Source organism: Enterobacter sp. BNK-14 (assembly GCF_047456095.1).
GTDB classification, from domain to species: Bacteria; Pseudomonadota; Gammaproteobacteria; order Enterobacterales; family Enterobacteriaceae; genus Enterobacter; species Enterobacter kobei.
On the sequence record NZ_CP179897.1, the window covers coordinates 541,412 to 564,097 of the forward strand.

The 22,686-nt window shown below is 55.6% G+C and carries 21 protein-coding genes; 10 read left to right on the forward strand and 11 right to left on the reverse strand.

What is annotated here, in order from left to right; translation table 11 throughout:
- Positions 1-2: 2 nt before the first annotated feature.
- A complete protein-coding gene (locus ACMGGM_RS02560; protein ID WP_045135200.1) occupies positions 3-521 on the forward strand; it encodes a GNAT family N-acetyltransferase in 519 nt (172 codons plus the stop codon).
- Positions 518-967 carry a DMT family transporter gene (locus tag ACMGGM_RS02565; RefSeq protein WP_014883949.1) on the forward strand — a complete coding sequence of 150 codons (450 nt, stop codon included), beginning with the start codon at positions 518-520 and terminating at the stop codon, positions 965-967. The genes ACMGGM_RS02560 and ACMGGM_RS02565 overlap by 4 nt, the downstream gene beginning before the upstream one ends.
- A 2-nt stretch (positions 968-969) precedes the next feature.
- Here the strand turns inward: ACMGGM_RS02565 and ACMGGM_RS02570 are convergent, their stop codons facing one another.
- A complete protein-coding gene (locus tag ACMGGM_RS02570; protein ID WP_250365864.1) occupies positions 970-1,203 on the reverse strand; it encodes a YdcY family protein in 234 nt (77 codons plus the stop codon).
- 101 nt (positions 1,204-1,304) lie between these two features.
- Positions 1,305-2,903: an ABC transporter substrate-binding protein gene (locus tag ACMGGM_RS02575; protein ID WP_047625847.1), complete on the reverse strand. Its 1,599-nt coding sequence runs from the start codon at positions 2,901-2,903 to the stop codon at positions 1,305-1,307.
- Positions 2,904-3,186: 283 nt separating this feature from the next.
- On the opposite strand from ACMGGM_RS02575, the gene ACMGGM_RS02580 reads away from it, so the two are divergent.
- From ACMGGM_RS02580 to ACMGGM_RS02590, 3 genes are read left to right on the forward strand one after another with little or no spacing between them, the layout of a single operon-like run.
- A complete protein-coding gene (locus ACMGGM_RS02580) occupies positions 3,187-4,521 on the forward strand; it encodes an SrfA family protein (protein ID WP_063943187.1) in 1,335 nt (444 codons plus the stop codon).
- Positions 4,522-4,525: 4 nt separating this feature from the next.
- The gene (locus tag ACMGGM_RS02585) at positions 4,526-7,507 is read left to right on the forward strand and encodes a virulence factor SrfB (RefSeq protein WP_023330500.1); all 2,982 of its coding nucleotides are present in this window, start codon (positions 4,526-4,528) and stop codon (positions 7,505-7,507) included.
- On the forward strand, positions 7,504-9,678 hold the full coding sequence (locus ACMGGM_RS02590; RefSeq protein ID WP_063943189.1) for a virulence factor SrfC family protein: 2,175 nt from the start codon (positions 7,504-7,506) through the stop codon (positions 9,676-9,678). Before ACMGGM_RS02585 ends, ACMGGM_RS02590 begins: the two co-directional genes overlap by 4 nt.
- Positions 9,679-9,802: 124 nt before the next feature.
- Here the strand turns inward: ACMGGM_RS02590 and ACMGGM_RS02595 are convergent, their stop codons facing one another.
- The 9 genes from ACMGGM_RS02595 to ACMGGM_RS02635 form a co-directional block, all read right to left on the reverse strand.
- Positions 9,803-10,558: an alpha/beta fold hydrolase gene (locus ACMGGM_RS02595; RefSeq protein WP_045135195.1), complete on the reverse strand. Its 756-nt coding sequence runs from the start codon at positions 10,556-10,558 to the stop codon at positions 9,803-9,805.
- Between the two features lie 86 nt (positions 10,559-10,644).
- Positions 10,645-10,818: a GhoT/OrtT family toxin gene (locus tag ACMGGM_RS02600; protein WP_014883956.1), complete on the reverse strand. Its 174-nt coding sequence runs from the start codon at positions 10,816-10,818 to the stop codon at positions 10,645-10,647.
- Between the two features lie 182 nt (positions 10,819-11,000).
- Positions 11,001-12,425, reverse strand: a complete 1,425-nt coding sequence (gene patD / locus ACMGGM_RS02605) for an aminobutyraldehyde dehydrogenase (protein WP_414149092.1) — start codon at positions 12,423-12,425, stop codon at positions 11,001-11,003.
- A 24-nt stretch (positions 12,426-12,449) separates the two neighbouring features.
- Positions 12,450-13,256 (reverse strand): ABC transporter permease, encoded by an 807-nt coding sequence (locus tag ACMGGM_RS02610; protein ID WP_045135193.1) that lies wholly within the window; start codon positions 13,254-13,256, stop codon positions 12,450-12,452.
- Positions 13,246-14,190: an ABC transporter permease gene (locus ACMGGM_RS02615; protein WP_063614315.1), complete on the reverse strand. Its 945-nt coding sequence runs from the start codon at positions 14,188-14,190 to the stop codon at positions 13,246-13,248. Before ACMGGM_RS02615 ends, ACMGGM_RS02610 begins: the two co-directional genes overlap by 11 nt.
- A 1-nt stretch (position 14,191) precedes the next feature.
- Complete coding sequence (locus ACMGGM_RS02620; RefSeq protein WP_014883960.1) at positions 14,192-15,205, reverse strand: ABC transporter ATP-binding protein; 1,014 nt, start codon at positions 15,203-15,205, stop codon at positions 14,192-14,194.
- 17 nt (positions 15,206-15,222) lie between these two features.
- Positions 15,223-16,368, reverse strand: a complete 1,146-nt coding sequence (gene ydcS, locus ACMGGM_RS02625; RefSeq protein WP_023330505.1) for a putative ABC transporter substrate-binding protein YdcS — start codon at positions 16,366-16,368, stop codon at positions 15,223-15,225.
- A 271-nt stretch (positions 16,369-16,639) separates the two neighbouring features.
- Complete coding sequence (locus ACMGGM_RS02630; RefSeq protein ID WP_063614316.1) at positions 16,640-18,049, reverse strand: PLP-dependent aminotransferase family protein; 1,410 nt, start codon at positions 18,047-18,049, stop codon at positions 16,640-16,642.
- Positions 18,050-18,131: 82 nt separating this feature from the next.
- Positions 18,132-18,320: a hypothetical protein gene (locus ACMGGM_RS02635; protein WP_023330507.1), complete on the reverse strand. Its 189-nt coding sequence runs from the start codon at positions 18,318-18,320 to the stop codon at positions 18,132-18,134.
- Positions 18,321-18,745: 425 nt separating this feature from the next.
- On the opposite strand from ACMGGM_RS02635, the gene ACMGGM_RS02640 reads away from it, so the two are divergent.
- The 5 genes from ACMGGM_RS02640 (at position 18,746) to ACMGGM_RS02660 (ending at position 22,627) form a co-directional block, all read left to right on the forward strand.
- Positions 18,746-19,228 (forward strand): Hcp family type VI secretion system effector, encoded by a 483-nt coding sequence (locus tag ACMGGM_RS02640; RefSeq protein ID WP_063614317.1) that lies wholly within the window; start codon positions 18,746-18,748, stop codon positions 19,226-19,228.
- On the forward strand, positions 19,225-19,704 hold the full coding sequence (locus tag ACMGGM_RS02645; protein WP_014883965.1) for a DUF2778 domain-containing protein: 480 nt from the start codon (positions 19,225-19,227) through the stop codon (positions 19,702-19,704). Before ACMGGM_RS02640 ends, ACMGGM_RS02645 begins: the two co-directional genes overlap by 4 nt.
- 384 nt (positions 19,705-20,088) lie before the next feature.
- Positions 20,089-21,489, forward strand: a complete 1,401-nt coding sequence (locus tag ACMGGM_RS02650; protein ID WP_014883967.1) for a cytochrome ubiquinol oxidase subunit I — start codon at positions 20,089-20,091, stop codon at positions 21,487-21,489.
- On the forward strand, positions 21,489-22,499 hold the full coding sequence (gene cydB / locus ACMGGM_RS02655) for a cytochrome d ubiquinol oxidase subunit II (protein ID WP_063614319.1): 1,011 nt from the start codon (positions 21,489-21,491) through the stop codon (positions 22,497-22,499). Before ACMGGM_RS02650 ends, cydB begins: the two co-directional genes overlap by 1 nt.
- Complete coding sequence (locus tag ACMGGM_RS02660; RefSeq protein ID WP_023330509.1) at positions 22,499-22,627, forward strand: DUF2474 domain-containing protein; 129 nt, start codon at positions 22,499-22,501, stop codon at positions 22,625-22,627. The genes cydB and ACMGGM_RS02660 overlap by 1 nt, the downstream gene beginning before the upstream one ends.
- The last annotated feature ends 59 nt before the right edge of the window (positions 22,628-22,686 follow it).

A 22,686-nucleotide genomic window follows, 5' to 3' on the forward strand; every position in this document is an offset into this window, starting at 1 on the left:
TCATGATCGTTCGTCATGCCTGCAAAGAAGACTGCGCTGCGATAGGAGAGATCTATAACCACGCGGTGCTGCACACTGCCGCGATCTGGAACGATAAAACCGTCGATACCAATAACCGTATCGCGTGGTTTGAGGCTCGTACACTTGCAGGCTATCCGGTTCTGGTGAGCGAGGAAAATGGTGTGATTACCGGATACGCCTCTTTCGGTGACTGGCGAGCCTTTGATGGTTTCCGCCATACGGTAGAACATTCGGTCTATGTCCATCCGGATCATCAGGGCAAGGGGATTGGCCGCACGTTGATGAAAGCGCTGATTAACGAGGCCCGCACCCTCGGTAAACATGTGATGGTGGCCGGTATTGAAGCGCAAAATCAGGCCTCCATTCACCTTCATGAAACCCTCGGTTTCGTGACTACCGGACAAATGCCGCAGGTGGGAACCAAGTTTGGCCGGTGGCTGGACTTAATCTTTATGCAGCTGCAGCTTGACGAGCGCAGCGACCCGGACGCTATTCCATGAATCAATCACTGACGCTGGCATTTCTGGTGGCGGCGGGGATCGGTCTGGTGGTACAGAATACCTTGATGGTGCGCATCACCCAATCCTCCTCCACCATTCTGATCGCGATGCTGCTCAACTCGCTGGTCGGCATCGTGCTGTTTGTCAGCATTCTGCTGCTGAAACAGGGCGTCGCCGGGTTTAGCGAGCTGGCCGCAACGGTGCGCTGGTGGACGCTTATTCCGGGACTGCTGGGTTCGTTTTTCGTCTTTGCCAGTATCAGCGGATATCAGAACGTTGGCGCAGCGACCACCATCGCCGTACTGGTGGCCAGCCAGCTGATCGGTGGGCTGGTGATGGACGTTCTGAGAAGCCATGGCGTTCCACTCCGCGCCCTGGCAGGCCCGGTGTGCGGTGCGGTGATGCTGGTTGTCGGGGCCTGGCTGGTCGCACGACGCCAGTTTTGAGGCTACAGAATCGTGCCGCCTTTGGTCAGCTGTTCCTGCCGCGCGTCCATTTCTTCTTTATGCTGCTTACCGTGATGCGAAATCGCGGTACGCAGACGCTGCTGCTGGGTATAGCGTTCTTCCCGGCTGAGCTCGGCATCATCGCTCAGTTTAATCAGCAGTTCGTTCATATGGGCAATCACGCTCTCGTCGATGGCGGCATCCACGCGGGCGATCACGTCGTTTAAATGTGACATTGTCACTCCTCCTCACGTGCCCGGTGGCGCTACGCTTACCGGGCCTACGGGTGCAAAATGTAGGCCGGGTAAGGGGTAGCCGCCACCCGGCAATAAAATGCTTAGTTCAGCTTCGCTTTTGAAAAATCACTGCCCATCAGGCTCACGCTGTACCCGGTCACGTTGCTGCGGGTCGCATAGAACGTTTTGCCGTTTGCCAGTGCGATCCACGGCGCCTGCTGGTAGAAAATCTCCTGCGCCTGGCCATAGAGCTTCGCACGCTCAGCCGGATTGCTGGTCAGCTTCGCTTTTTGTACCAGGGAATCATAATCTTTATCGCACCAGCGTGCGGCATTTGACCCGGTTTTAATGCTGTTGCAGCCCAGCAGCACATCGGCAAAGTTGTCCGGGTCACCGTTATCGGACATCCAGCCAAACAGTGCGGAATCATGTTCGCCTTTACGCATTCCGGAGAGATATTCGCCCCACTCGTAAGAGACGATTTTTGCCTTTACGCCCACCTTCGCCCAGTCGCTCTGGATCATCTCCGCAATGCGACGCGAGTTTGGGTTATACGGACGCTGAACCGGCATTGACCATAGCGTAACGTCTGCGCCCTTCTCCAGCCCGGCCTGCTTCAGCAGCGCTTTCGCTTTTTCCGGATCGTAGCTGTAATCCTTCAGCTCGTTATTAAAGCCCATCATATTGGGTGGGATCGGCGATTTTGCCACCGTCCCCGACCCCATAAAGACCGCGTTAACGATAGCCTTCTTGTCGGTCGCGTAGTTCAGCGCCTGGCGCACCAGCACGTTATCAAACGGTTTTTTCTCGGTGTTAAACGCCAGATAGCCGACGTTCAGCGCATCAACCGAGTGCAGCGTCAGGTCTTTGTTCTTCTTAATCACCTCAAACTGCACCGGAGACGGCGCGGGTATAATCTGGCATTCGTTGGTCTGCAGTTTCGCCAGACGCGTCTCCACATTTGGCGTGATGGAGAAGATCAGATGTTTGGTCGGCACCTCGCCATCCCAGTAGTTCGGATTAGCGACGTAGCGGATCAGTGAATCCACTTTGTACTGCTGCAGCACATAAGGACCGGTACCGATCGGCCAGGTGTCCACGTTTTCAGGCGTACCTTTTTTCAGCATCGCATCGGCGTATTCTGCGGAGAGAATCGAGGCAAAATCCATCCCCCAGTCGGCCAGGAACGCGGCGTTGGGTTCACTCAGGGTGAACTGAACGTGGTAATCGTCGACTTTTTTGACGTCCTGAATCAGCTTATCAAGACCCACGTCGTTAAAGTATTCATAGTTACCCTGGGACACGTTGTGGTACGGATGCTTAGGGTCTTTCTGACGCATAACTGAGAAAATAACGTCATCGGCGTTAAAGTCGCGGGTCGGCTTGAAGTATTTGTTGCTGTTGAACTTCACCCCTTTGCGCAGGGTAAAGGTATAGGTCTTACCGTCCGGTGAAATCGTCCAGGATTCCGCCAGCGACGGAACCGGCGTGTTTTTCACCGGGTCGAAATTGATCAGGCGGTTGTACAGTACCTGAGAACTGGCGACAAAAGAGGGGCCGGAACTGGCGATTTGCGGGTTGAACGACTCGGGTGATGCTTCAGAACAGTAAATTAAGGTGTCGTTGTTTGCCGCCCACGCGGCACCGGCTGGTAAAAGCGCGCTCAGCGCAAGGGCGAGCAGTGTTTTCCCTGTAGACATGGTTATAACCCTGACAGTTTTATTATATAGGACAGTAATAACAGCACAGCCGTTATGACCTGGCAAATAACGAAACACTATCAGGTTATTCTAAAGCCGCGTTTTTTGCTGGTTTTACGGTCAGCATCCGAAAAGATGATTTGCCTTAAGTGCCATTATCCGTCAAGCACAACCGTCACTTTCTATGCCGCAAGAAATCGGCCCTTTTAGCGTCTCTTCCTCCGTTTGTTTTCTTCCTCGTTTCGTTAAAGTAACGGCGTGAAGAAGTATATGGGATCAAATCGTGGCTAAAACTCTTTTACGCAGCGGTAACCTGGATGATTTTCAGGCCGTGGGCGGCGGCGGACAAGCCGTTTTTGAATCAGCGTTACAAATTCGGGAAGCGCTCCGGTTGCGCAAACAACAGGCTATCGTTGACTGTCTGGCGATTCCGCAGGTCAACGACAGCGGCGACCGCGTGGACTGGTACTCCCCGGTGGAGGGAAACGTCACCAGCTGGAAAGCGGCTGATGAGGACGACCGCTATCGCGCCCTGCGCTATCTGGAAAACACCCTTGCGAGCGTAGAGTCGTTAAGCAAGAAATGCCTTCAGTCGCCGAAAACAGCGCAACAGCTCTTCGGCTCGCTGCTGTCGAAAGCATTTCAGTTCCCTGGGGAAAATTTCGTTTTTCTCGTCGACGGAAAACCGATCCTGTGCTTCTGGGGTTTTGTGAACCTGAATGAAAATGCGCGTGACGATGTCCTCGACTGCCTGCGTGAATCGCTGATCCCTGAGCCCGCCCCCGTTGTGATTGAAGATCCTGAACCCGAGCCCGAGCGGGTGCCCGAACCGGCCATCACCTTTGAAAAAGCTGACGAGCCGCTGATTGCCCCGGTCGCCGCGATACGGATTACGCCGGAAGACCTGTATGCGCCCGAGCCCGCACCGGTTGTTGCGCAACCTGCGCCTGAAGCCGCGCCTGTCGTCATCACGAAGAAGCGTCGCGTTCCCCTTTGGACGCTGCCGGTCGCGGCGGTGATCGTTGCCGCTATTGCCGCCCCGCTGATGTGGCCAAAACCGGCCCCTTCTGCAGAGCCCCCGCCTGCGCCGGTCCCTGAGCCCGTGGCTATCGCCCCAAAACCGATCAAAGCCGTTGAGCCACTGGCGATGAATTTACCCCTGCATCAGGCTGAGGTGGTGGCGAGCAAAGAAAAAGAGCCTGAACCCGCTCCCGTGGTGATTGTCGCGATCCCGAAAGATGCCATGGTGATGGAGGCCGGTCAGGTGAAAGCCGGATCGACACGCTTCCTGAACGGTACCTGGCGCGCGATTCTCGACGTGAAAGACCCGGTCACCGGCAAGCCACCGTCAATGCGCTATCAAATCCAGAACAATAAAGGTTTCGCCCGCATAGTCCATGGCGACAATATTGTCTGCCGCGCGGAGATCTTCTCCGGGCTACACAGCAATGGTGAGCTGATGATCAAGAGTCGCGGCACGGCCCGCTGCACCGACGGTTCCCGCTACCCGATGCCGGAAGTCGCCTGTAAAGCCGGCACCAGCGATATCGCAGAATGTCGCGCCCGTTATGATGCCAACACCGTCGTCCCCCTGACGTTCAAGAAAGCAGGTGCCTGATCCTATGCTGGTAAATCTTTGCGACTATAAACAAAGCGTTACGCTTATTGCCAACAGCGGCGTGCAATTCCTCGATTTCGGGCTGACGCCGCAGGACACCGCCAGCCACGGGCGCTTCGTACGTAAGACCGCCAACGGCCCTCTTTTACGCCTCGATTTCGATCTGGTTAACGGTCGCTATACCGTGCCGGGAACGCACGGCGGCCAGCCTGAAGTGGTTAAACCGGAAACGACTATCCCGCTGCAGCAGTCCCTTGCGGTGCTGGACGGCGTCTGGCTTCCTGTCCCGTTCCTGCGCTTCAACCCGCCGCGCACCTTTGTGGAGGGGCCGGATAACTGGGCCCGCGTGCAGGTCCGCAAGCTCGACACCCCCGACACCGCAGGCAATACGCACCGCGTGACCCTCGCCCTCGACAGCCAGATTGCGGAACATGCCACCTCCGCGCTGTCGCCGGTTGAAAACGATATTCTGAACGGCACCCGTTTCGCGCTGGCATGGCGCGATAGCGAGGTTGAAAGCTTCCTCGACCAGACCTGGATTGACGGCTGGCTGCGTGAAGCATTTACCCAGTATGCTGACGGCGTTGAAAATCGTTCTGAACGTGACCTGCATCAGGCGATGCGCAGCTTTGAATATCAGGCTCACTGGCTTAACCTGCTGACCATGCTCGGTGAACAGCTCACCGTGCCGGAAGTGAAATTTGTTACCCATACCCTCAGTACGCCAGCGATTCCGGTCGACCTGATCCTCGACGTCGGTAACACTCACACCTGCGGCGTCATTATTGAAGACCACGGCGATGCGAACGATGGACTGCGGCAGACCGCCGAGTTACAGGTTCGTTCATTGAGCGAGCCGCAATTCCTCAATGAGCCTCTGTTTACCAGCCGTCTCGAGTTTTCCGAAGCACGCTTTGGCAAACAGCACTTCTCGGTTGAAAGTGGCCGCGAAGATGCGTTTGTCTGGCCGTCGATCGTTCGCGTGGGTGATGAAGCCCGCAAGCTGGCGATGCAGCGTCTGGGAACCGAAGGGAACAGCGGCATCTCCAGCCCGCGTCGCTATTTGTGGGATGAAACACCGGTGGTGCAGGACTGGCGCTTTAGTCAGATGAACGGCAAAACCCAGCGTGAGCCGCTTGCCACGGCGTTCCCGCTGATGAACCTGATGAACGATGACGGTGAACCGCTGTTTACGTTACCGCAGGACGAGCGACTGCCGGTCTTCTCGCCGCAGTACAGCCGCAGCACCCTGATGACGCATATGCTGTGCGAGCTGCTGGCGCAGGCGCTGGGTCAGATCAACAGCGTCGCCACCCGCCTGCGTCTGGGCTTCCCTGCCTCGCCACGCCAGCTGCGCACCCTGATCCTGACCCTGCCCTCGGCAATGCCAAAGCAGGAGCGCGAGATTTTCCGTCGCCGCATGTTCGAAGCCATCGCCATCGTCTGGAAAGCGATGGGCTGGCACCCGCAGGATGAGGATTTTGCCACCCGCAAACAGCAGGAAAAAAGCGTGGTGCCGGTCCCTGAAATCCAGATGGAGTGGGATGAGGCCAGCTGTGGTCAACTGGTCTGGCTGTATAACGAAGCGATCTCCCATTTTGGCGGCCAGACGGAAGCCTTCTTTGCCTCCCTCGCCCGCACGGATCGTGAGCCTGAGCCGGGTGTGCAGCCCGGCCGCGCATTGCGCGTCGCGTCTATCGACATCGGTGGCGGCACCACGGATATGGCGATCACCCATTATCAACTGGATGACGGCTCCGGTAATAACGTCAAAATCACGCCGCAGCTGCTGTTCCGCGAAGGGTTTAAAGTGGCGGGCGATGATACCCTTCTGGACGTGATTCAGCGCTACGTGCTGCCCGCCCTGCAAACGCAGCTGCAGAAATCCGGGATTGCGGACGCCTCGCTGCTCATGGCGTCGCTGTTCGGCGACTCCGGGCGTATTGATACCCAGGCCGTGCTGCGCCAGCAAACGGCGCTACAGCTCTTTATGCCGATTGGCCACGCCATTCTTGCGGCGTGGGAATCCAGTGACGTTGACGATCCGCTGGCTGGCCTGCATGCCACCTTTGGCGATCTTCTGCCGCAGAAACCAACCCGCAACGTCATGAATTATCTGCAGCAGGCGATTGATCATGCCCTGCCTGCGGGCTCAGAAGCGTTCGACCTGTTCGCCGTACCGCTGCACGTCAATTTCCGCGAGATGCAGGATGCGATGCTGGCCGGTCAGTTTACGCTGACCTCTCCGCTTCACGCAGTCTGTGAAGCGATTTCCCACTACAGCTGCGATATTCTGCTGATTACCGGTCGCCCTGGCTGCCTGCCAGGCGTTCAGGCGCTGATCCGTCACCTGCAGCCGGTGCCGGTCAATCGCATCGTCTGGCTGGATAAATACCAGGTACATGAGTGGTATCCGTTCAGTCAGCAGGGGCGCATTGGTAACCCTAAATCAACCGCCGCCGTGGGTGCCATGCTGTGCAGCCTGGCGCTCGACCTGCGTCTGCCGCGCTTCAACTTTAAAGCCGCGGACATTGGCGCGTATTCTACCGTGCGTTATCTCGGCGTGCTGGATAACACCGTTAATACCCTGCGTGAGGAAAACGTCTGGTATCAGGATATCGACCTCGATAAGCCGGGCGCAAAACTCGACGCACGCCTGCACTTCCCGCTACGCGGCAACGTCACCCTCGGCTTCCGCCAGCTGGCGAACGCACGCTGGCCTGCCACGCCGCTTTATACGCTCAGCATCAATTCGGCTGAACTGGCGAAAGCGATTGCCGGTGACGGCGTGCTGAACGTGCGGCTTAAGCTCTGCGGCGGCAGCAAGCAGGAAGGTCCTGAGTCCTTTGAACTGAGCGATGCCTGGCTACAGGACGGCACACCGGTAGCGCCTGACGCCTTAACCTTCAAACTGAATACTCTGGCCGATCGCCGACACAGCGGCAGCCACTACTGGATCGACAGCGGGAGCGTATACCTGAAATGACAGCGACGACCACCACCACTCAGGCGTTAATCGGGTGGATTAATGAGACGCGCATGAATGCCCCTGTTCTGGACAACGATGCTGACGCCCTGCTTGCCCGCATCAACGCGGCGCAGGCGCGAGAGCAGGCTATTGAACGTGCCCTGACCCGCCAGAGCAGCATTGGACTTTACGGTCATTCGCAGAGCGCAAAAGCACACCTGCTGCTGTCGCTGTGCGGCAGCGGTAATGGACGGCTAAACGTTACGCCAGGCCAGCGCACCTTTGACTATTTTTCGCATATCAATCCGGGTCATGCCCTGACCAACATGGCCGTCCGCTTTACCCGGGAAAACCGGGAGGTGGTTGATGAGGCGTTTCCGCTACGTCTGAGTCTGATCACCGAGGCCGAGCTGGTACAGCTGTTTATTGCCCGCACGACGCTGCATCCGCAAATGCGCGCAGTGGATAAGGCGGTCATTGAGACCCGTCTTGAGAAATGGCGTGGCCTGCGTCAGCCGCAGGGCGTACCGGGTATCACGGCGCAGGAAGTGGGTGCCATCGCCCGCTTCTGGCAGTGCACAATACCCGCTGCGAAACAGCAAATTGATGATGCCCTGTGGTATGAGCTTGCCCAACTGGTGCCTTCACTTGATCTCAGCACCCGGGCAAGCGTCTGGTCGCTGCTGTGGGGTGAGCAACAGGAATTCACCCAACAGTGGCTGAAGCTCGCCCATGTTCTGCATCAGACCAGCCATGCCAGCGAGCTTGCTGCTCCGCTGAGTCTGCTGGTAGATAGCTTTGGCTTGCCGGGTGAAGGGTTCCTGACGCATGGCACCTTAACCCAGCAGGACGCACAGGAGACGCTGCTGCATCCGCTGAATAACGGCGACATGCTCAACGCCATCAGCCTCCCGGTTGACGTGCTGGCCTTCCTGACCCGCGAGCTGGTCCTGCCGGTTGAGAGTGGTGCGCTGGATAACGTTGATATCATTGATATTCCGGTCTTTGAAGACAGCAGTGCCGATCCGTTAGCGCAGGCAAAATGTCAGTGGTTGCTCGACCATTACCGCCAGCAGCTACAGCCTGACGTGCTGGTTATCTGCAATGCGACAGCGCAGCACGAGCAGACGGCCAAAAAAGCAAAAGTGTTAATGAGCTGGGTCAAAGAGACGCAGCCTGCTGAAGAGTCTGCCCTGCCGGGGCTGGTGTGGGCGATTACCCCGCATGACGCCCGCTTTACCACCCGCCAGAATCTTGATGAAGCCGTACAGCATCTGCTCGGTAAACCGGGTTTACGCTGGGGCACGCTGCAGGCGCTGGATAGCCACAGCATGCAGCGCGTCATTGAGTGGTTGTCTCAGGCCACGCTCCCTGCACAGCGGCAGAAGCGCCTTGGAACGCTGAAAAGCTTGCTTCGCCAGGAGCTTTCGGCGCTGATGCGCAGCTATCTCGCCCCGCTGGTTGAGGAACCGGCTACCCGACGCGCACAGGCCGAAAACATGGTGCGCACCCTGCAAAGCAGTGCCGCCCGTCACGGCGAGCTGCTTGAAGGATTGATGCCGCCGATGAAAGCGTTTGAAACACTGCTCGCCGTCCAGCAACCGCGCGAGGAGCAGGTCAATGGGCTGTTTACGGATACCATTGATCTGTTTACCGATAACGCCCAGGAAAGTGCAGGTCAGTTCCAGATGAAGGACAAGGCGCGTCTGGCACACAGAGTATGGATAAATCATCTGCGTCAGTGGAGCCGTAATGAGGCCACGGCCGCCCGTCTCGGTCTGGAACCCGCAGTATTACAGCAAATCGCGGATGTTCTGGTGGTCACCAGCTACCGGCTTAATCTGGCGCAACAGCTTCAGCGTATTGTCGAAGCGGATAAGAGCAGCGCCGCGCAACTGCACGCCGTGATGGGCAATTTCGTTGGCTGGCTGGGGTATGACCAAACGCCTTCAGCAGAGCGTCCGGCAAGCCGCATCCGCAAGGGACAGGCTATCTTCGTTACGCCTGTCGTCAGCAGCGCCGTGCCACGTCTGACGCGTCTGGCGGAACAGCCAGTCCATGCGGCCACCGCGTACGTTTACGACTGGCTGGTTGCCCTCTATAGCCGGGCGATAGAGAACATTGATTACCAGCATCCGCATGATATTCAACCTGACGCACGTCAGGCATTACGGGCTTTAATCATGTAGTTGCCATTCTTGCCGGGTGGCGCTGCGCTTACCCGGCCTATATTCCGCCATAATATCAATACCTTGCACAATTCATCGTAGGCCCGTGCAAGCGTCGCGCCGCCGGGCGAAACTTTTGCGCACATCACTCCGTCATACACCCGGCTAACGTCTGAGCCAGTGCTGACGGATTTTCCCACGACATAGAATGCCCCGCCGCAGGGATAATTTTTACCTCAACGCCTTTCTGCTTCAGATTATCAACATCGTCGTCAGGCAGAGAATGTTCGCCGAAGATCAGCGTCACCGGGCACGAGAGCGACAGGAATTGCGTTTCCCATACCGGCATTACACCCTCAACCAGGCTCTTTGCTCCGCGCCAGACTGCATACGGCGCATTGCTTTGCAGACACCCCGCCCACGCTGAGGTTTCTGCGCTGAGCATGGCGTCATAACCCTGTTCCAGAAACTGCTGTTCGGTTTGCGCCGCAATCGAGCGGCTGAACATCCCACCACCCGCGTGAAAATTAGGTTCCGACACCATCAGTCCTTTAACACGCGTTCCCAGCATTGCCGCCGTTTCAATCGCGATACTGCCGCCCATGCTGTGGCCGTATAACCAGAAGGCATCCAATTCAAGATGGTCAATCAGCTCTGCCACCACGCGGGCCTGGTCAGTGGTGTGATAGCTGTAATGCTCGGGTTTATCGCTGTAACCGCTGCCGGGCAAATCAATGAGAATGGCCCGGCGTGCGCCAAACTGAAGGTCACGGACAACGCGGGGATATTCATAGGAAGAGGCACACCCCAGCCCGTGGATGAAGACCACGGGCTCGCCTGAGCCGGGCAAATCATGCCAGCGCACGGTGCAACCCGCCTGCTGCGAGTAAAAACTGTTCATAAGCACTCCTTTTACGATGCACTGTGTATTTATACAGTTATCGAATCAGGAATGCCATGTTCATCTGGAAAAAGTGGAAGCGTGCTTCAGAAAAGCGAGATCAGGAGCGCAACGGGGAAGCTCATCGGCCAGGTCGACCCCACCAGAAACGCGCTGAGCAGGCGGATGCGTTTGCGATCTTTTGAAAGGAACCAGGTAATTAATGCACAGATGGAAGCCATCACTGCGTAAAAAACCAACATCTTTTGATACAACGTCATTCTGTATACCAGAGCCGAAAAAATAACCGCACGCAATATGCGTCATATGTTGATACAGATCAAGTTTTTTCGTTACAGAATAACCACTTAAATATTATGGCTAATAACAATGGAGTAGCTTGCTTAACACGCAGGGCGAAGAAGGAGAATGCCCGGCCGCGCAAGCGGCCAGGCAGGATGGCTTAGTGTTTGATCATCACATGCCGGACGACCGTATAATCCTCAAGCCCGTACACCGACATATCTTTGCCGTAGCCGGATAACTTCATGCCGCCGTGCGGCATTTCGCTCACCAGCATAAAGTGGGTATTCACCCAGGTACAGCCGTACTGCAACCGCGCACTCAGACGATGAGCACGGCCCACGTCTTTGGTCCAGACCGATGACGCCAGGCCATACTGTGAATCATTCGCCCAGGCCAGCACCTGCGCTTCATCGTCAAATTCAGTGACGCTCACCACCGGCCCAAACACTTCGCGCTGAACAATGGCATCGTCCTGTTTTGCCCCCGCCAGCAGGGTCGGCTGGAAGTAGTAGCCAGCCCCCTCCTTTTTGCTTCCGCCCGTCACAACGCTGATATGACCGAGCGCTTTCGCCTGATCGACAGCCTGACAGACGCGTGAAAGGTGAGCGGCCGAGCTGAGCGGCCCCAGTTCAGTAGCGGCATCTTCCGGCGCCCCCATTTTGAGGCTGGCGACCGCAGCACCCAGCTTTTCAACCAGCGCAGGATATATGCCTTTCTGGGCATAAATGCGGCAGGCCGCCGTACAGTCCTGCCCGGCATTGTAGAAACCAAACGTTCGCACCCCTTCGACAACCGCGTCCAGGTCAGCATCATCAAAAACGATTACCGGAGCCTTACCGCCCAGCTCCATGTGGGTGCGCTTAATGGAGGACGCCGTATGGCCGATGATATGCTCGCCGGTGGCAATTGAACCGGTCAGCGACACCATGCGGACTTTGTCATGCCCGGTGAGCGGATCGCCAACCGTCTTACCGCGACCAAATAACACGTTCACGACGCCTGCCGGGAAGATATCTTTCGCCAGCTCTCCCAGTTTTAACGCCGTCAGCGGCGTGATTTCAGAGGGTTTTATCACCACGCAGTTACCGGCAGCCAGCGCGGGTGCCAGCTTCCATGCTGCCATCATCAGCGGGTAGTTCCACGGCGCAATCGATGCAACTACCCCCACCGGATCACGGCGGATCATCGAGGTGTGCCCCTCAAGGTATTCACCTGCGGCCAGACCGTTCAGGCAGCGGGCCGCCCCGGCGAAGAAACGAAACACGTCGACCACCGCCGGAATTTCATCCCCCAGAGCACAGTGGAGCGGCTTCCCGCAGTTGAGCGATTCAAGCCTGGCAAATTCTTCACCCTGCACCTCAATGGCGTCAGCCAGTTTCAGCAGACATTCCGCACGCGCTTTGGGCGTGGTCTGCCCCCAGTCGATAAAAGCCCGATCGGCGGCCTGAACAGCCGCGTCAACTTGCGCGACAGAGGCTTCAGCAATCTCCAGCAGTACTTCTCCGGTGGCCGGGTTATATACCGGCTGCTTTTCGCCTTGTCCGGCGACCAGTTCACCCTTTATCAGCAGATGTGTTTGCATAGCATTGTCCTGTTCAAATCAATGTTATTTCCCGCTGCCGGCGATGTTCTCGCCATCGCGGGTTAGCCACCAGGCACCCAGAATGGGGAAAGTTGTCACCAGCATGACCAACAGTGCAACAACGTTGGTGACCGGCACGTCGCGAGGACGGCCGAGCTGATTGAGCAACCACAGCGGTAACGTGCGCTCGTGTCCCGCCGTAAAGGTTGTGACGATGATTTCGTCAAACGACAGGGCAAAGGCCAGCATTCCGCCCGCCAGAAGTGCTGAACCCAGATTGGGCAACACCACATAGCGGAAGGTTTGCCACCCGTCGGCCCCGAGATCCATTGACGCCTCCACCAGACTCCAGGAGGTGCGTCTGAACCGGGCAATGACGTTGTTGAACACCACCACCACGCAGAATGTGGCGTGCCCGACAACGATGGTGAAAAAACCCGGTTCAAGGTTGATCGTTTTAAATGCGGTCAGCAGCGCCAGACCGGTAATGATTCCCGGTAAGGCAATGGGCAACAGCAGCAACAGTGAAATGGCGTTTTTGCCAAAAAAGTCGCTTCGCCACAGTGCCGCTGCAGCAAGCGTGCCAAGCACCAGGGCAATGGCGGTGGAGAGCGCGGCAATCTGAAGTGACAACGTCACGGATTCAATGATATCGCCACGCCCCGCCGCCACGCTAAACCACTTGAGCGTCAGCCCCTGCGGCGGGAAGCTGAAGGCAGCATCTTCAGTGTTAAAGGCGTAGATCGCGATAATCAGCAGCGGGAAGTGCAGGAAGATGACGCCTCCCCATGCCGCCACTTTCAGGAACAACGGTGCGCGTTCAGAGTGCATCGAATGCTCCCAGACGTTTCACGAACGCCAGATAAAGCGAAATTAGCACAATGGGAACCAGCGTAAACGCAGCCGCCATGGGCATATTGCCGATAGCGCCCTGCTGAGCGTAGACCATGTTACCGATGAAATAGCCCGGCGGCCCCACCAGCTGCGGGACGATGAAATCCCCCAGCGTCAGGGAAAAGGTAAATATCGAACCCGCGGCAATTCCCGGGATCGCCAGCGGCAATACAACATAGCGAAAGGTCTGGCGGGGGCGCGCGCCGAGGTCGGCTGAAGCCTGCAGTAACGACGCTGGCAGACGTTCCAGCGCGGCCTGCACGGGCAGGATCATAAACGGCAGCCAGATATAGACAAAGACCAGAAAGCGCCCCAGCCCGGAGGTGGATAACGTGTTACCGCCTATCGCCGGGAGCGTAAGAAGTGAGGTGAGGATCGGCTCCAGCCCCATATGACTGAGAAACCATTGCGCCACACCATCCTTCGCCAGCAACAACGTCCAGGCGTAGGCTTTGACAATGTAGCTCGCCCACATCGGCAGCATCACGGCGATATAGAAGAACGCTTTCCACTTGCCGCGGGTGTAACGCGCCATATACCAGGCCATCGGGAATGCCAGAATGGCGCTGGCCAACGTGACCGCGACCGCCATCGTTAAGGTGCGCAGGATGATGTCGTAGTTTGCCGGATTGAAGAGCGCCTGAATATTCGCCAGCGTCAGGTCCGGCGTGACCGCCATGGTGAAGTCGTCAAAGGTGTAAAACCCCTGCCACAGCAGGGTCAGCAGCGATCCGAGATAGACGATGCCAAACCACATCAGCGGGGCAAGCAGCAGCAGGAACAGGCCGAGCGACGGCTTACGCCAGAACAGTGCCGTCATGCGGCTCAAGCGGCCGTGCGGTGCGGGAGGATGAGCGACACTCATATCCATTTCACCTTTCCTCATGCAGGCGAATCATCGCCTCGCGTGACCACGAGGCCATCACCGCCTGCCCCGGCGCAATGCCGCTCAGCAGCGAGACATCGCTGAGGTTGGCCTGGCTGACCAGCAGTTTGGCCCCCTCGGCAAGCTTCAGCTCCAGGCGCGTGGCGGCTCCCTGATACTGAACGGCCTGCACGATACCCTGAACCTGAACCTCGCCGCCCTCGTTCAGGCGAATATGTTCCGGGCGCAGGGAATAGATACCTTCCATGCCGCAAATTTTCTGCGCAAGCGCTGCATCAAAGACGTTGGACGTGCCCACAAAACCGGCGACAAACGGCGTGCGCGGACGCATATAGAGATCGCGCGGGGTATCCACCTGCTCGATGCGGCCGTTATTGAATACCGCCACCCGGTCCGACATGGAGAGCGCTTCGCCCTGATCGTGGGTGACGAAAATAAAGGTAATGCCGAGTTCCTGCTGAAGTTTCTTCAGCTCGAATTGCATCTGTTCGCGCAGTTTGAGATCGAGCGCGCCCAGCGGTTCGTCCAGCAGCAGGACGCGCGGTTCATTGACCAGCGCCCGGGCGATGGCGACACGCTGGCGCTGGCCGCCGGAAAGTTGCGAAGGTTTGCGGGCGATGGCAAAGCTCAGCCCCACTTTTTCCAGGGCATCACGCGCCTGGGCATGGCGTTTCTTCTTGTCGACGCCTTTCACCATCAGCCCGTAGGCGACATTATCGAGGATCGACATATGCGGGAACAGCGCATAATCCTGAAAGACGGTATTTACATCCCGCTCCCATGGCGGTAGCGCGCTCGCCTCTTTGCCGAAAATAGAAATCGTGCCGCCTGACAGCTGTTCAAAACCCGCTATCAGGCGCAGGCAGGTAGTTTTGCCGGAGCCCGAAGGCCCCAGCATGGAGAAAAACTCCCCGTCGCGAATGGCAATGGTCACCCCGTCCACCGCCCGCACATCGCCATACAGCCGGGAAACATTGTTAAATTCTACTGCGTACGTCATGTTCTGCTCCCGGGCGATTATCGTCCACCCATGATGGCGATGTAATCCTGCGTCCAGCGGCTGTACGGCACGAACTTGCCACCTTGAGCAGTCGGGGTTTTCCAGAACAGGATTTTGTCGAACTCGTTATAACCGTTTGTTTCACAACCTTTATCACCCAGCAGCGTACTGGCTTTACACCCTTCAGGCACGACGGGCAGTGAGCCAAACCATGCCGCCAGATCGCCCTGCACTTTTGGCGTCAGCGACCAGTTCATCCATTTGTAGGCGCACATCGGATGTTTTGCCTGGGCGTGGAGCATGGTGGTATCCGCCCAGCCGGTTACCCCTTCTTTCGGGAAGACGGTGGCGATGGGCTGGTTCTCAGCCTTCAGCGCATTTGCCTGATATGGCCAGGCGCTGGAAGCCACAACGCCTTCATTTTTGAAGTCGCTCATCTGGACGGTGGTGTCATGCCAGTAGCGGTGGATCAGGGCATGCTGGTCGCGAAGCACTTTCAGCACCGCGGCATATTGTTCTTCGGTGAGCTGGTAGGGATCGCTGATGCCCAGCTGTGGCTGGGTGGCTTTGACGAACAGCGCCGCATCGGCGATATAAATTGGCCCGTCATATGCCTGCACGCGACCCTGATTGGTTTTACCGTCCGGCAGATCCTGTTTGGTAAAGACCACACTCCAGCTGTCCGGTGGCGTCGGGAAGGTTTTGGTGTTGTACATCAGCAGGTTTGGCCCCCACTGATAGGGCGTACCGTAGACCTTGCCGCCGACGTTAAACCATTCCCCCTTCACAATGCGCGTGTCGAGGGTTTTCCAGTTTGGGATGAGTTCGGGATTTATCGGCTGAACGCGTTTGCCCATGATCAGGCGAAGCGATGCATCGCCTGACGCGGTGACCAGATCGTATCCCCCTTTCGCCATCAGGCTGACCATTTCATCTGACGTGGCCGCCGTTTTCACGTTAACGGCACAACCGGTCTCTTTTTCAAACTGGGTGACCCAGTCATAGTTTTTATCGGTCTGCCCACGCTCGATATAGCCCGGCCAGGCAATAATATCCAGACGACCTTCCCCGTCACCCATCGCCTTAGGTGGTTCTGCGGCGTGCGCTGTCATGATAGTCATGCCGAGCGCGCACAGGCTGCTGCGGGCAAATTTTTTGCTCATAAGAATTACTCCTGTCGCAATGAAATTTAGCGGCAGCCGTGCCGTAAAAATATCTCCCTTATTAAACGTAGACCGCGCAATTGCGCCGCACCGTTTGGCTTCAGGAAATTTCATCAAGGTGTGACCGAGGGCGCATTCCCCGTTAACTGGATTATAGACAAGGGGTTAGCGGCGCGAGGCAGTATGCAGATTTCCTATGACCGGGCACCGCGAAATATTCGTAGCGCCGTCATCAGGATAAGAAATGTTTATTTAAATAAGGGGAAAAAGATTATTTCAACATCGTGCTAATTAATTTTCCTAACTGAATCACCGCCTGCTCTTCTCGCTCTCCCCACGCCCAGGAGGTATTAAAACGGAAGAACGGTGTCCATGTGTCAGAAGTGGAAAACATTTTTCCTGGCGCAATGCTGATATGGTGCGTTAAGGCCTTTTCACTCAGCAGCCCGGCATCCAGCAGTGCCGGAAGCTCCAGCCATAAAAAGTAGCCGCTGTCGTTATGGTGAATTTTGACCCCGGCGGGCATATGGCGCAGCAGTGACTGCCAGGCTTGCTGTTTTCGCTCAGCGAGCGTTCGTCGCAGGCGGCGAAGATGGGCGTCGTAGCGTTTAGTCGCCAGGTAGTCCACCAGCGCAAGCTGCATAGGGGAGCTGGTCGATAACGTGCTCATCAGTTGCAACTGCTGAATGCGTCGCGCATGTTTTCCGGCCGCCACCCAGCCGATACGAAATCCCGCCACCAGACATTTTGAAAAAGAGGAGCAGTGAAGCGTCATGTCGTCACGATCCCAGGCTTTTGCCGGAAGCGGTTTTTCGCGGCCGAAATAGAGCTCGCTGTATACATCGTCCTCAATCAGGGTGACGTTATGCTTCGTCAGGAGGGCGACCAGACGGGCTTTTTTCTCTGCACTTAGCGTAAAACCAAGCGGATTCTGGCCGTTGGTCATCAGCCAGCAGGCTTTTACCGGATAGTCATTCAGCGCCTGTTCAAGGGCGTTCAGGTCTATCCCCTCTCGGACGTCCGTGGCGACCGACAACGCTTTGAGCTTCAGGCGTTCCAGCGCCTGCAGCGCGCCATAAAAGCAGGGGTTTTCGACAATCACCCAGTCGCCAGGCTCCGTCACCGCCTGCAAACTCAGGTTCAGCGCTTCGAGCGCGCCTGCGGTAATGACAATTTCGTCCGGCGAGATGTTCATCCCCTGCTGCGCATAGCGGCGCGCAATGGCGTGGCGGAGTTCAGCGTTACCCGGCGGCAGGTTTTCAATCACGCTCATCGCAGTCGCCGTTTTGCTGACGTTAGCCAGCGAGCGGTTGAGCTGCTGAAGCGGGAAAAGCCGGGGATCGGGAAAGGCGGATGCGAAAGGAACGACAGACGGATCGCGGCTGGCCTGAAGGACATCGAAGATATAGGTGTTGATATCCACCGCTTCGTCACGCATCACCTGGGCAGGCGGCACAGGCTGGTGCGTGGTCGGGCGCGAGGCAACGTAATAGCCCGATTGTGGCCTGGCGACAATGCGTCCCTGACTTTCCAGCATCTGATACGCGTGGCCAACAGTCATGAAACTCATGCCGCTGCTCGCCACCTGCTCTCGCAGGGAAGGCAGTTTATCGCCCGGCAGCCATACGCCAAGCTCAATTTGCGAGATAATTTGTTGCGCCAGACGCTGGTATTTTTTCATCAGATTCTCCTTATTGCCGACAGTGTATATCAGCAGGAGAAAAAGAGAAGATTTTGCTAACTGTTATGAAAAACCGGGTAGATTACTTACGGTACTCGGTGGTGTGATTCATCGCGGAACGCGCAGCAGCGAGGTGGTCGAGCGTGATCATCGACGATTTGCAAAAAATGCATTTTGCGCCGAATGGGTTTTTCTCAGACACATCAAAGACTGAAGTGCGGTACTGCGAGCCATGACAGCATGGGCAGCGGAAATGGATATAAGAAGTCATAGGATTCTCCTGTTAACGTAAAAACGTAAATTACTAATGGGCCGATTGGGCAATATTGGTTTTAAACAAAACGAATCGGAATGTAGATAAAGACCCAAGAGAGGCTGCGGAGAGGCACAACGTGATGAGAACTGCTTTATAAAACTACGTCAGATATTTTTTTGGACTCAAAACCAGAAATCCATTAACGCATGTTGCTGACGGCAAAGCAAGCGGATTGATGCGTAAAATGCATAAAAATAAATTTTTTATTCACCCATGCTGAGCACAGCGTTACATATAGACAAAATCAATCCTACAAGAAAGACTTATAAATCAATTAAATATAAATTTTTTGCATGACATTTTATGCCTAAAAATCTTATCAGTTCGGGAGTATTACCCTTCTTACAGATACAAACTGTTAATGAAAAAAGGAGTATAAAATGGCAATTCCGGCATACCTATGGCTTAAAGATGACGGCGGTGCAGATATTAGGGGCGCTGTTGATGTACAGGGACGCGAGGGCAGTATCGAGGTGTTGGGATTCGGTCATGGGCTACATTTGCCAACAGATAACATGACGGGAAAAATTACTGGCACGCGTATCCATTCAGCGCTTGTCTTTGAGAAAGAATTTGACAGTTCAAGTCCATATCTCTACAAAGCCGTCGCAAAAGGTCAGACTCTAAAAAGTGCCGAATTCAAATGGTATAAGATCAACGATGCTGGACAGGAAGTTGAATACTTCAATATGTTTTTGGAAGACGTTAAAGTCGTATCCATATCTCCACTCATGCATGATATCAAAAACCCAGCAACAGAGAGACATAACCATCTAGAAAGTATCGCATTGCGTTACGAAAAAATAACCTGGAAGCACTGTGACGGGAACATTATTTTTTGTGACGAGTGGAAAGACAGATGATTCGCTGCACTTTTCATTTGAATGGCAATCAGCTTTCTACATTGAGCTGTCCCGGTTTAGGATTTTTCCCCGCGTTTTCTGGAAATGCGGGTTATAACAGAAATAATCCTGATGCCGTTGCAACTGCGGAAGTAGGCCCCTTACCTCCGGGACTCTATTATATTGTTACACGTCCACGAGGCGGGCTTGGTACCCACTGGCATGACGCAATAAAAGGTTTAGAGAGTGGATCTAATCGTGATTTTTGGTTTGCCCTCTACCGCCACGATAATCGCATTGATGATAGAACGTTCATCAATAACGTTGAGCGTGGATCTTTCCGCTTACATCCTGCTGGTCAGTCTGGAATTAGTAATGGATGTATAACCTTACCTAACCACTCTCATTACAGAATACTCATGCATGGGTTACTCGCTTCAGGTACGGTAAACGTTACTGCTGGATTAAATGCGCTTGGAACAATACAGGTATATTGATGAATGCAATAAAGCATGCCCTTACCTGGGTCGTACAAACATTGATGTTGTTAGTTATTTACTCTCTTTTATGTTACTTCCTGCCGGATGTATTCCTGTATCATCTCTACACGAGGCATTTTGGTTTTGTCACTGAGCTTGAATGGAGTGAAAGCTATACACTATTTCTGTTCATTGTTTCATTTTTGTTCAATGCCATACTGATTTATCTTTGGGCATTAAGAAAGTAAACCTCTTGCTGGGCGGAAATATTGCCGCCCAGAAATAATTTCAGCAAAGGCAAGTAAGCAAACTGTTATAGGTAAATACACCCGGTCTGTTTCTGCCCCCCAGAGCTGACGCGGCTTAGAATGGCATCGACATAATTACATCGCGGAGTTTTGCATGTTTGGTTTGGATGCTTTTCACCTTGCGCGGATACAGTTTGCCTTTACCGTATCCTTTCACATTATTTTCCCGGCAATCACCATCGGCCTGGCAAGCTATCTTGCCGTGCTCGAAGGATTATGGCTGAAAACAAAAAATCCGGTCTGGCGCTCGCTTTACCATTTCTGGTCGAAGATTTTTGCCGTTAACTTTGGCATGGGCGTAGTCTCCGGCCTGGTCATGGCCTACCAGTTTGGCACCAACTGGAGCGGCTTTTCACAGTTTGCGGGCAGTATTACCGGCCCACTCCTGACCTACGAAGTGCTTACCGCCTTCTTCCTTGAGGCCGGTTTCCTCGGCGTGATGCTGTTCGGCTGGAAGAAAGTCGGACCGGGACTGCACTTCTTCTCCACCTGCATGGTGGCGCTGGGGACTATTATCTCCACCTTCTGGATCCTCTCTTCGAATAGCTGGATGCAGACCCCGCAGGGCTATGAGATTGTCAACGGCCAGGTGGTGCCGGTGGACTGGTTCGCTGTGGTGTTCAACCCCTCCTTCCCTTACCGCCTGCTGCATATGTCGATCGCCGCGTTCCTCAGTAGCGCCCTGTTTGTTGGTGCATCCGCAGCATGGCATTTGCTGCGCGGGAATAATAATCCTGCCATACGGGCAATGTTTTCAATGGCACTGTGGATGACGCTGATTGTCGCTCCCCTCCAGGCTATGGTTGGTGATATGCATGGGTTGAATACTTTAAAGCATCAACCCGCCAAAATTGCCGCCATTGAGGGCCACTGGGAAAACCCACCGGGTGAGCCGACCCCGTTGCTGCTGTTTGGCTGGCCTGACATGGAGCAAGAGCGCACCCGCTTTGGTCTGGAGATCCCGGCGCTGGGAAGTCTTATCCTGACGCACAGCCTGGATAAACAGGTCCCAGCCCTTAAGGAGTTCCCGAAAGAAGATCGCCCAAACTCGACCATCGTCTTCTGGTCATTCCGCATCATGGCGGGCTTAGGCATGCTGATGTTGCTGCTTGGGGTGATGGCGCTCTGGTTGCGCTACAAAAAGCGCGTTTATTCATCCCGCCCGTTCCTGTGGTTTGCCCTGTTAATGGGCCCATCCGGCCTGATTGCGATTCTGGCAGGCTGGGTCACCACCGAAGTGGGCCGCCAGCCGTGGGTGGTCTATGGACTCCAGCGAACGAAGGATGCGGTATCAGCCCACGGCGATCTGCATATGAGCGTGAGTTTGCTGGCCTTCTTCGTCGTCTACACCTCGGTGTTCGGCGTCGGCTACAGCTATATGGTTCGCCTCATCAAAAAAGGCCCGCAGCCACACGAATCTTTCGCCACCGCGTCCGATGGACGTCCTGCGCGCCCGCTTTCAGCCGTCACTACTGAACATAAGGAGCAGCCGTAATGGGTATCGATCTTTCCATTATCTGGTTTGTGATCATCGTCTTTGCCACGCTGATGTATATCGTCATGGACGGCTTTGATCTGGGGATCGGGATGTTGTTCCCCGCAACGCCAAACGCTGACGATCGTGATGTGATGGTCAACAGCGTCGCGCCGGTATGGGACGGCAATGAGACCTGGCTGGTGCTTGGCGGCGCCGCCCTGTTCGGCGCATTCCCGCTGGCGTATGCGGTGATCGTTGATGCCCTCACCATTCCGCTGACATTAATGCTGATCGGACTTATTTTCCGCGGGGTGGCATTCGAGTTTCGTTTTAAAGCCACGCCCGCCCACCGCCCCTTCTGGGATAAAGCGTTTATTGGCGGTTCCATTCTGGCAACGTTTACCCAGGGCGTGACGGTGGGCGCCGTCATTAACGGTTTTACCGTGACAGGCCGAACGTATACGGGTGGTCCGTTTGACTGGTTTACCGCATTTAACCTGTTCTGCGGTGCGGGTCTGATGGTGGCCTACGCGTTGCTGGGATCGACGTGGCTGGTAATGAAAAGCGAAAATGCGCTGCAGCAAAGGATGCGGGCGTTATCCAAAACGTTACTGATTATCCTGCTGGCATTTATTGCGGCGATCAGCCTCTGGACGCCGCTTGCCCACCCGGCCATTGCCGCACGCTGGTTTACGCTGCCGAATCTGTTTTATCTGCTGCCGGTTCCTGCGCTGGTCGTGATTTTTAGCCTGTATCAGTGGCGCTGCCTGAATAATCCTGACAACCATAACCGTCCGTTTATCCTGACGTTAGGGCTGATATTCCTTGGTTTTAGCGGGCTTGGGATCAGCATCTGGCCGCATATTATTCCGCCATCCATCACCTTGTGGCAGGCCGCTGCGCCAACGCAAAGCCAGGGCTTTATGCTGGTGGGTGCACTGTTGATCATCCCCGTCATTCTGGTCTACACCTTCTGGAGTTACTACGTATTTCGCGGCAAAGTTCAGCATGGGGAGGGTTATCACTGATGCAACAACCGGTCTGGAAAAGAGTGTTGTGGCTGGCCATTATCTGGGGCGGCAGCGTACTGGCGCTGGCTGCGGTCAGTATGCTCTTTCGCATATTGATGACGGCAGCCGGGTTTAAATCTCATTAATCGTCATTCCGGGCAACCGCTGCGTTGCCCGGCTCTCCCCGCACTTTCAGATAAACCCC

Bases quoted from the DNA above. Each gene is read 5' to 3' on its own strand.
- ACMGGM_RS02565 (WP_014883949.1), top strand. From the start codon at position 518: ATGAATCAATCACTGACGCTGGCATTTCTGGTGGCGGCGGGGATCGGT.
- ACMGGM_RS02615 (WP_063614315.1), bottom strand. From the start codon at position 14,190: ATGGATATGAGTGTCGCTCATCCTCCCGCACCGCACGGCCGCTTGAGC.
- cydB (WP_063614319.1), top strand. From the start codon at position 21,489: ATGGGTATCGATCTTTCCATTATCTGGTTTGTGATCATCGTCTTTGCC.
- ACMGGM_RS02585 (WP_023330500.1), top strand. From the start codon at position 4,526: ATGCTGGTAAATCTTTGCGACTATAAACAAAGCGTTACGCTTATTGCC.
- ACMGGM_RS02640 (WP_063614317.1), top strand. From the start codon at position 18,746: ATGGCAATTCCGGCATACCTATGGCTTAAAGATGACGGCGGTGCAGAT.
- ACMGGM_RS02630 (WP_063614316.1), bottom strand. From the start codon at position 18,049: ATGAAAAAATACCAGCGTCTGGCGCAACAAATTATCTCGCAAATTGAG.
- ydcS (WP_023330505.1), bottom strand. From the start codon at position 16,368: ATGAGCAAAAAATTTGCCCGCAGCAGCCTGTGCGCGCTCGGCATGACT.
- ACMGGM_RS02600 (WP_014883956.1), bottom strand. From the start codon at position 10,818: ATGACGTTGTATCAAAAGATGTTGGTTTTTTACGCAGTGATGGCTTCC.
- ACMGGM_RS02570 (WP_250365864.1), bottom strand. From the start codon at position 1,203: ATGTCACATTTAAACGACGTGATCGCCCGCGTGGATGCCGCCATCGAC.
- ACMGGM_RS02660 (WP_023330509.1), top strand. From the start codon at position 22,499: ATGCAACAACCGGTCTGGAAAAGAGTGTTGTGGCTGGCCATTATCTGG.
- ACMGGM_RS02645 (WP_014883965.1), top strand. From the start codon at position 19,225: ATGATTCGCTGCACTTTTCATTTGAATGGCAATCAGCTTTCTACATTG.
- ACMGGM_RS02590 (WP_063943189.1), top strand. From the start codon at position 7,504: ATGACAGCGACGACCACCACCACTCAGGCGTTAATCGGGTGGATTAAT.
- ACMGGM_RS02610 (WP_045135193.1), bottom strand. From the start codon at position 13,256: ATGCACTCTGAACGCGCACCGTTGTTCCTGAAAGTGGCGGCATGGGGA.
- ACMGGM_RS02575 (WP_047625847.1), bottom strand. From the start codon at position 2,903: ATGTCTACAGGGAAAACACTGCTCGCCCTTGCGCTGAGCGCGCTTTTA.
- ACMGGM_RS02635 (WP_023330507.1), bottom strand. From the start codon at position 18,320: ATGACTTCTTATATCCATTTCCGCTGCCCATGCTGTCATGGCTCGCAG.
- ACMGGM_RS02620 (WP_014883960.1), bottom strand. From the start codon at position 15,205: ATGACGTACGCAGTAGAATTTAACAATGTTTCCCGGCTGTATGGCGAT.
- patD (WP_414149092.1), bottom strand. From the start codon at position 12,425: ATGCAAACACATCTGCTGATAAAGGGTGAACTGGTCGCCGGACAAGGC.
- ACMGGM_RS02650 (WP_014883967.1), top strand. From the start codon at position 20,089: ATGTTTGGTTTGGATGCTTTTCACCTTGCGCGGATACAGTTTGCCTTT.
- ACMGGM_RS02595 (WP_045135195.1), bottom strand. From the start codon at position 10,558: ATGAACAGTTTTTACTCGCAGCAGGCGGGTTGCACCGTGCGCTGGCAT.
- ACMGGM_RS02560 (WP_045135200.1), top strand. From the start codon at position 3: ATGATCGTTCGTCATGCCTGCAAAGAAGACTGCGCTGCGATAGGAGAG.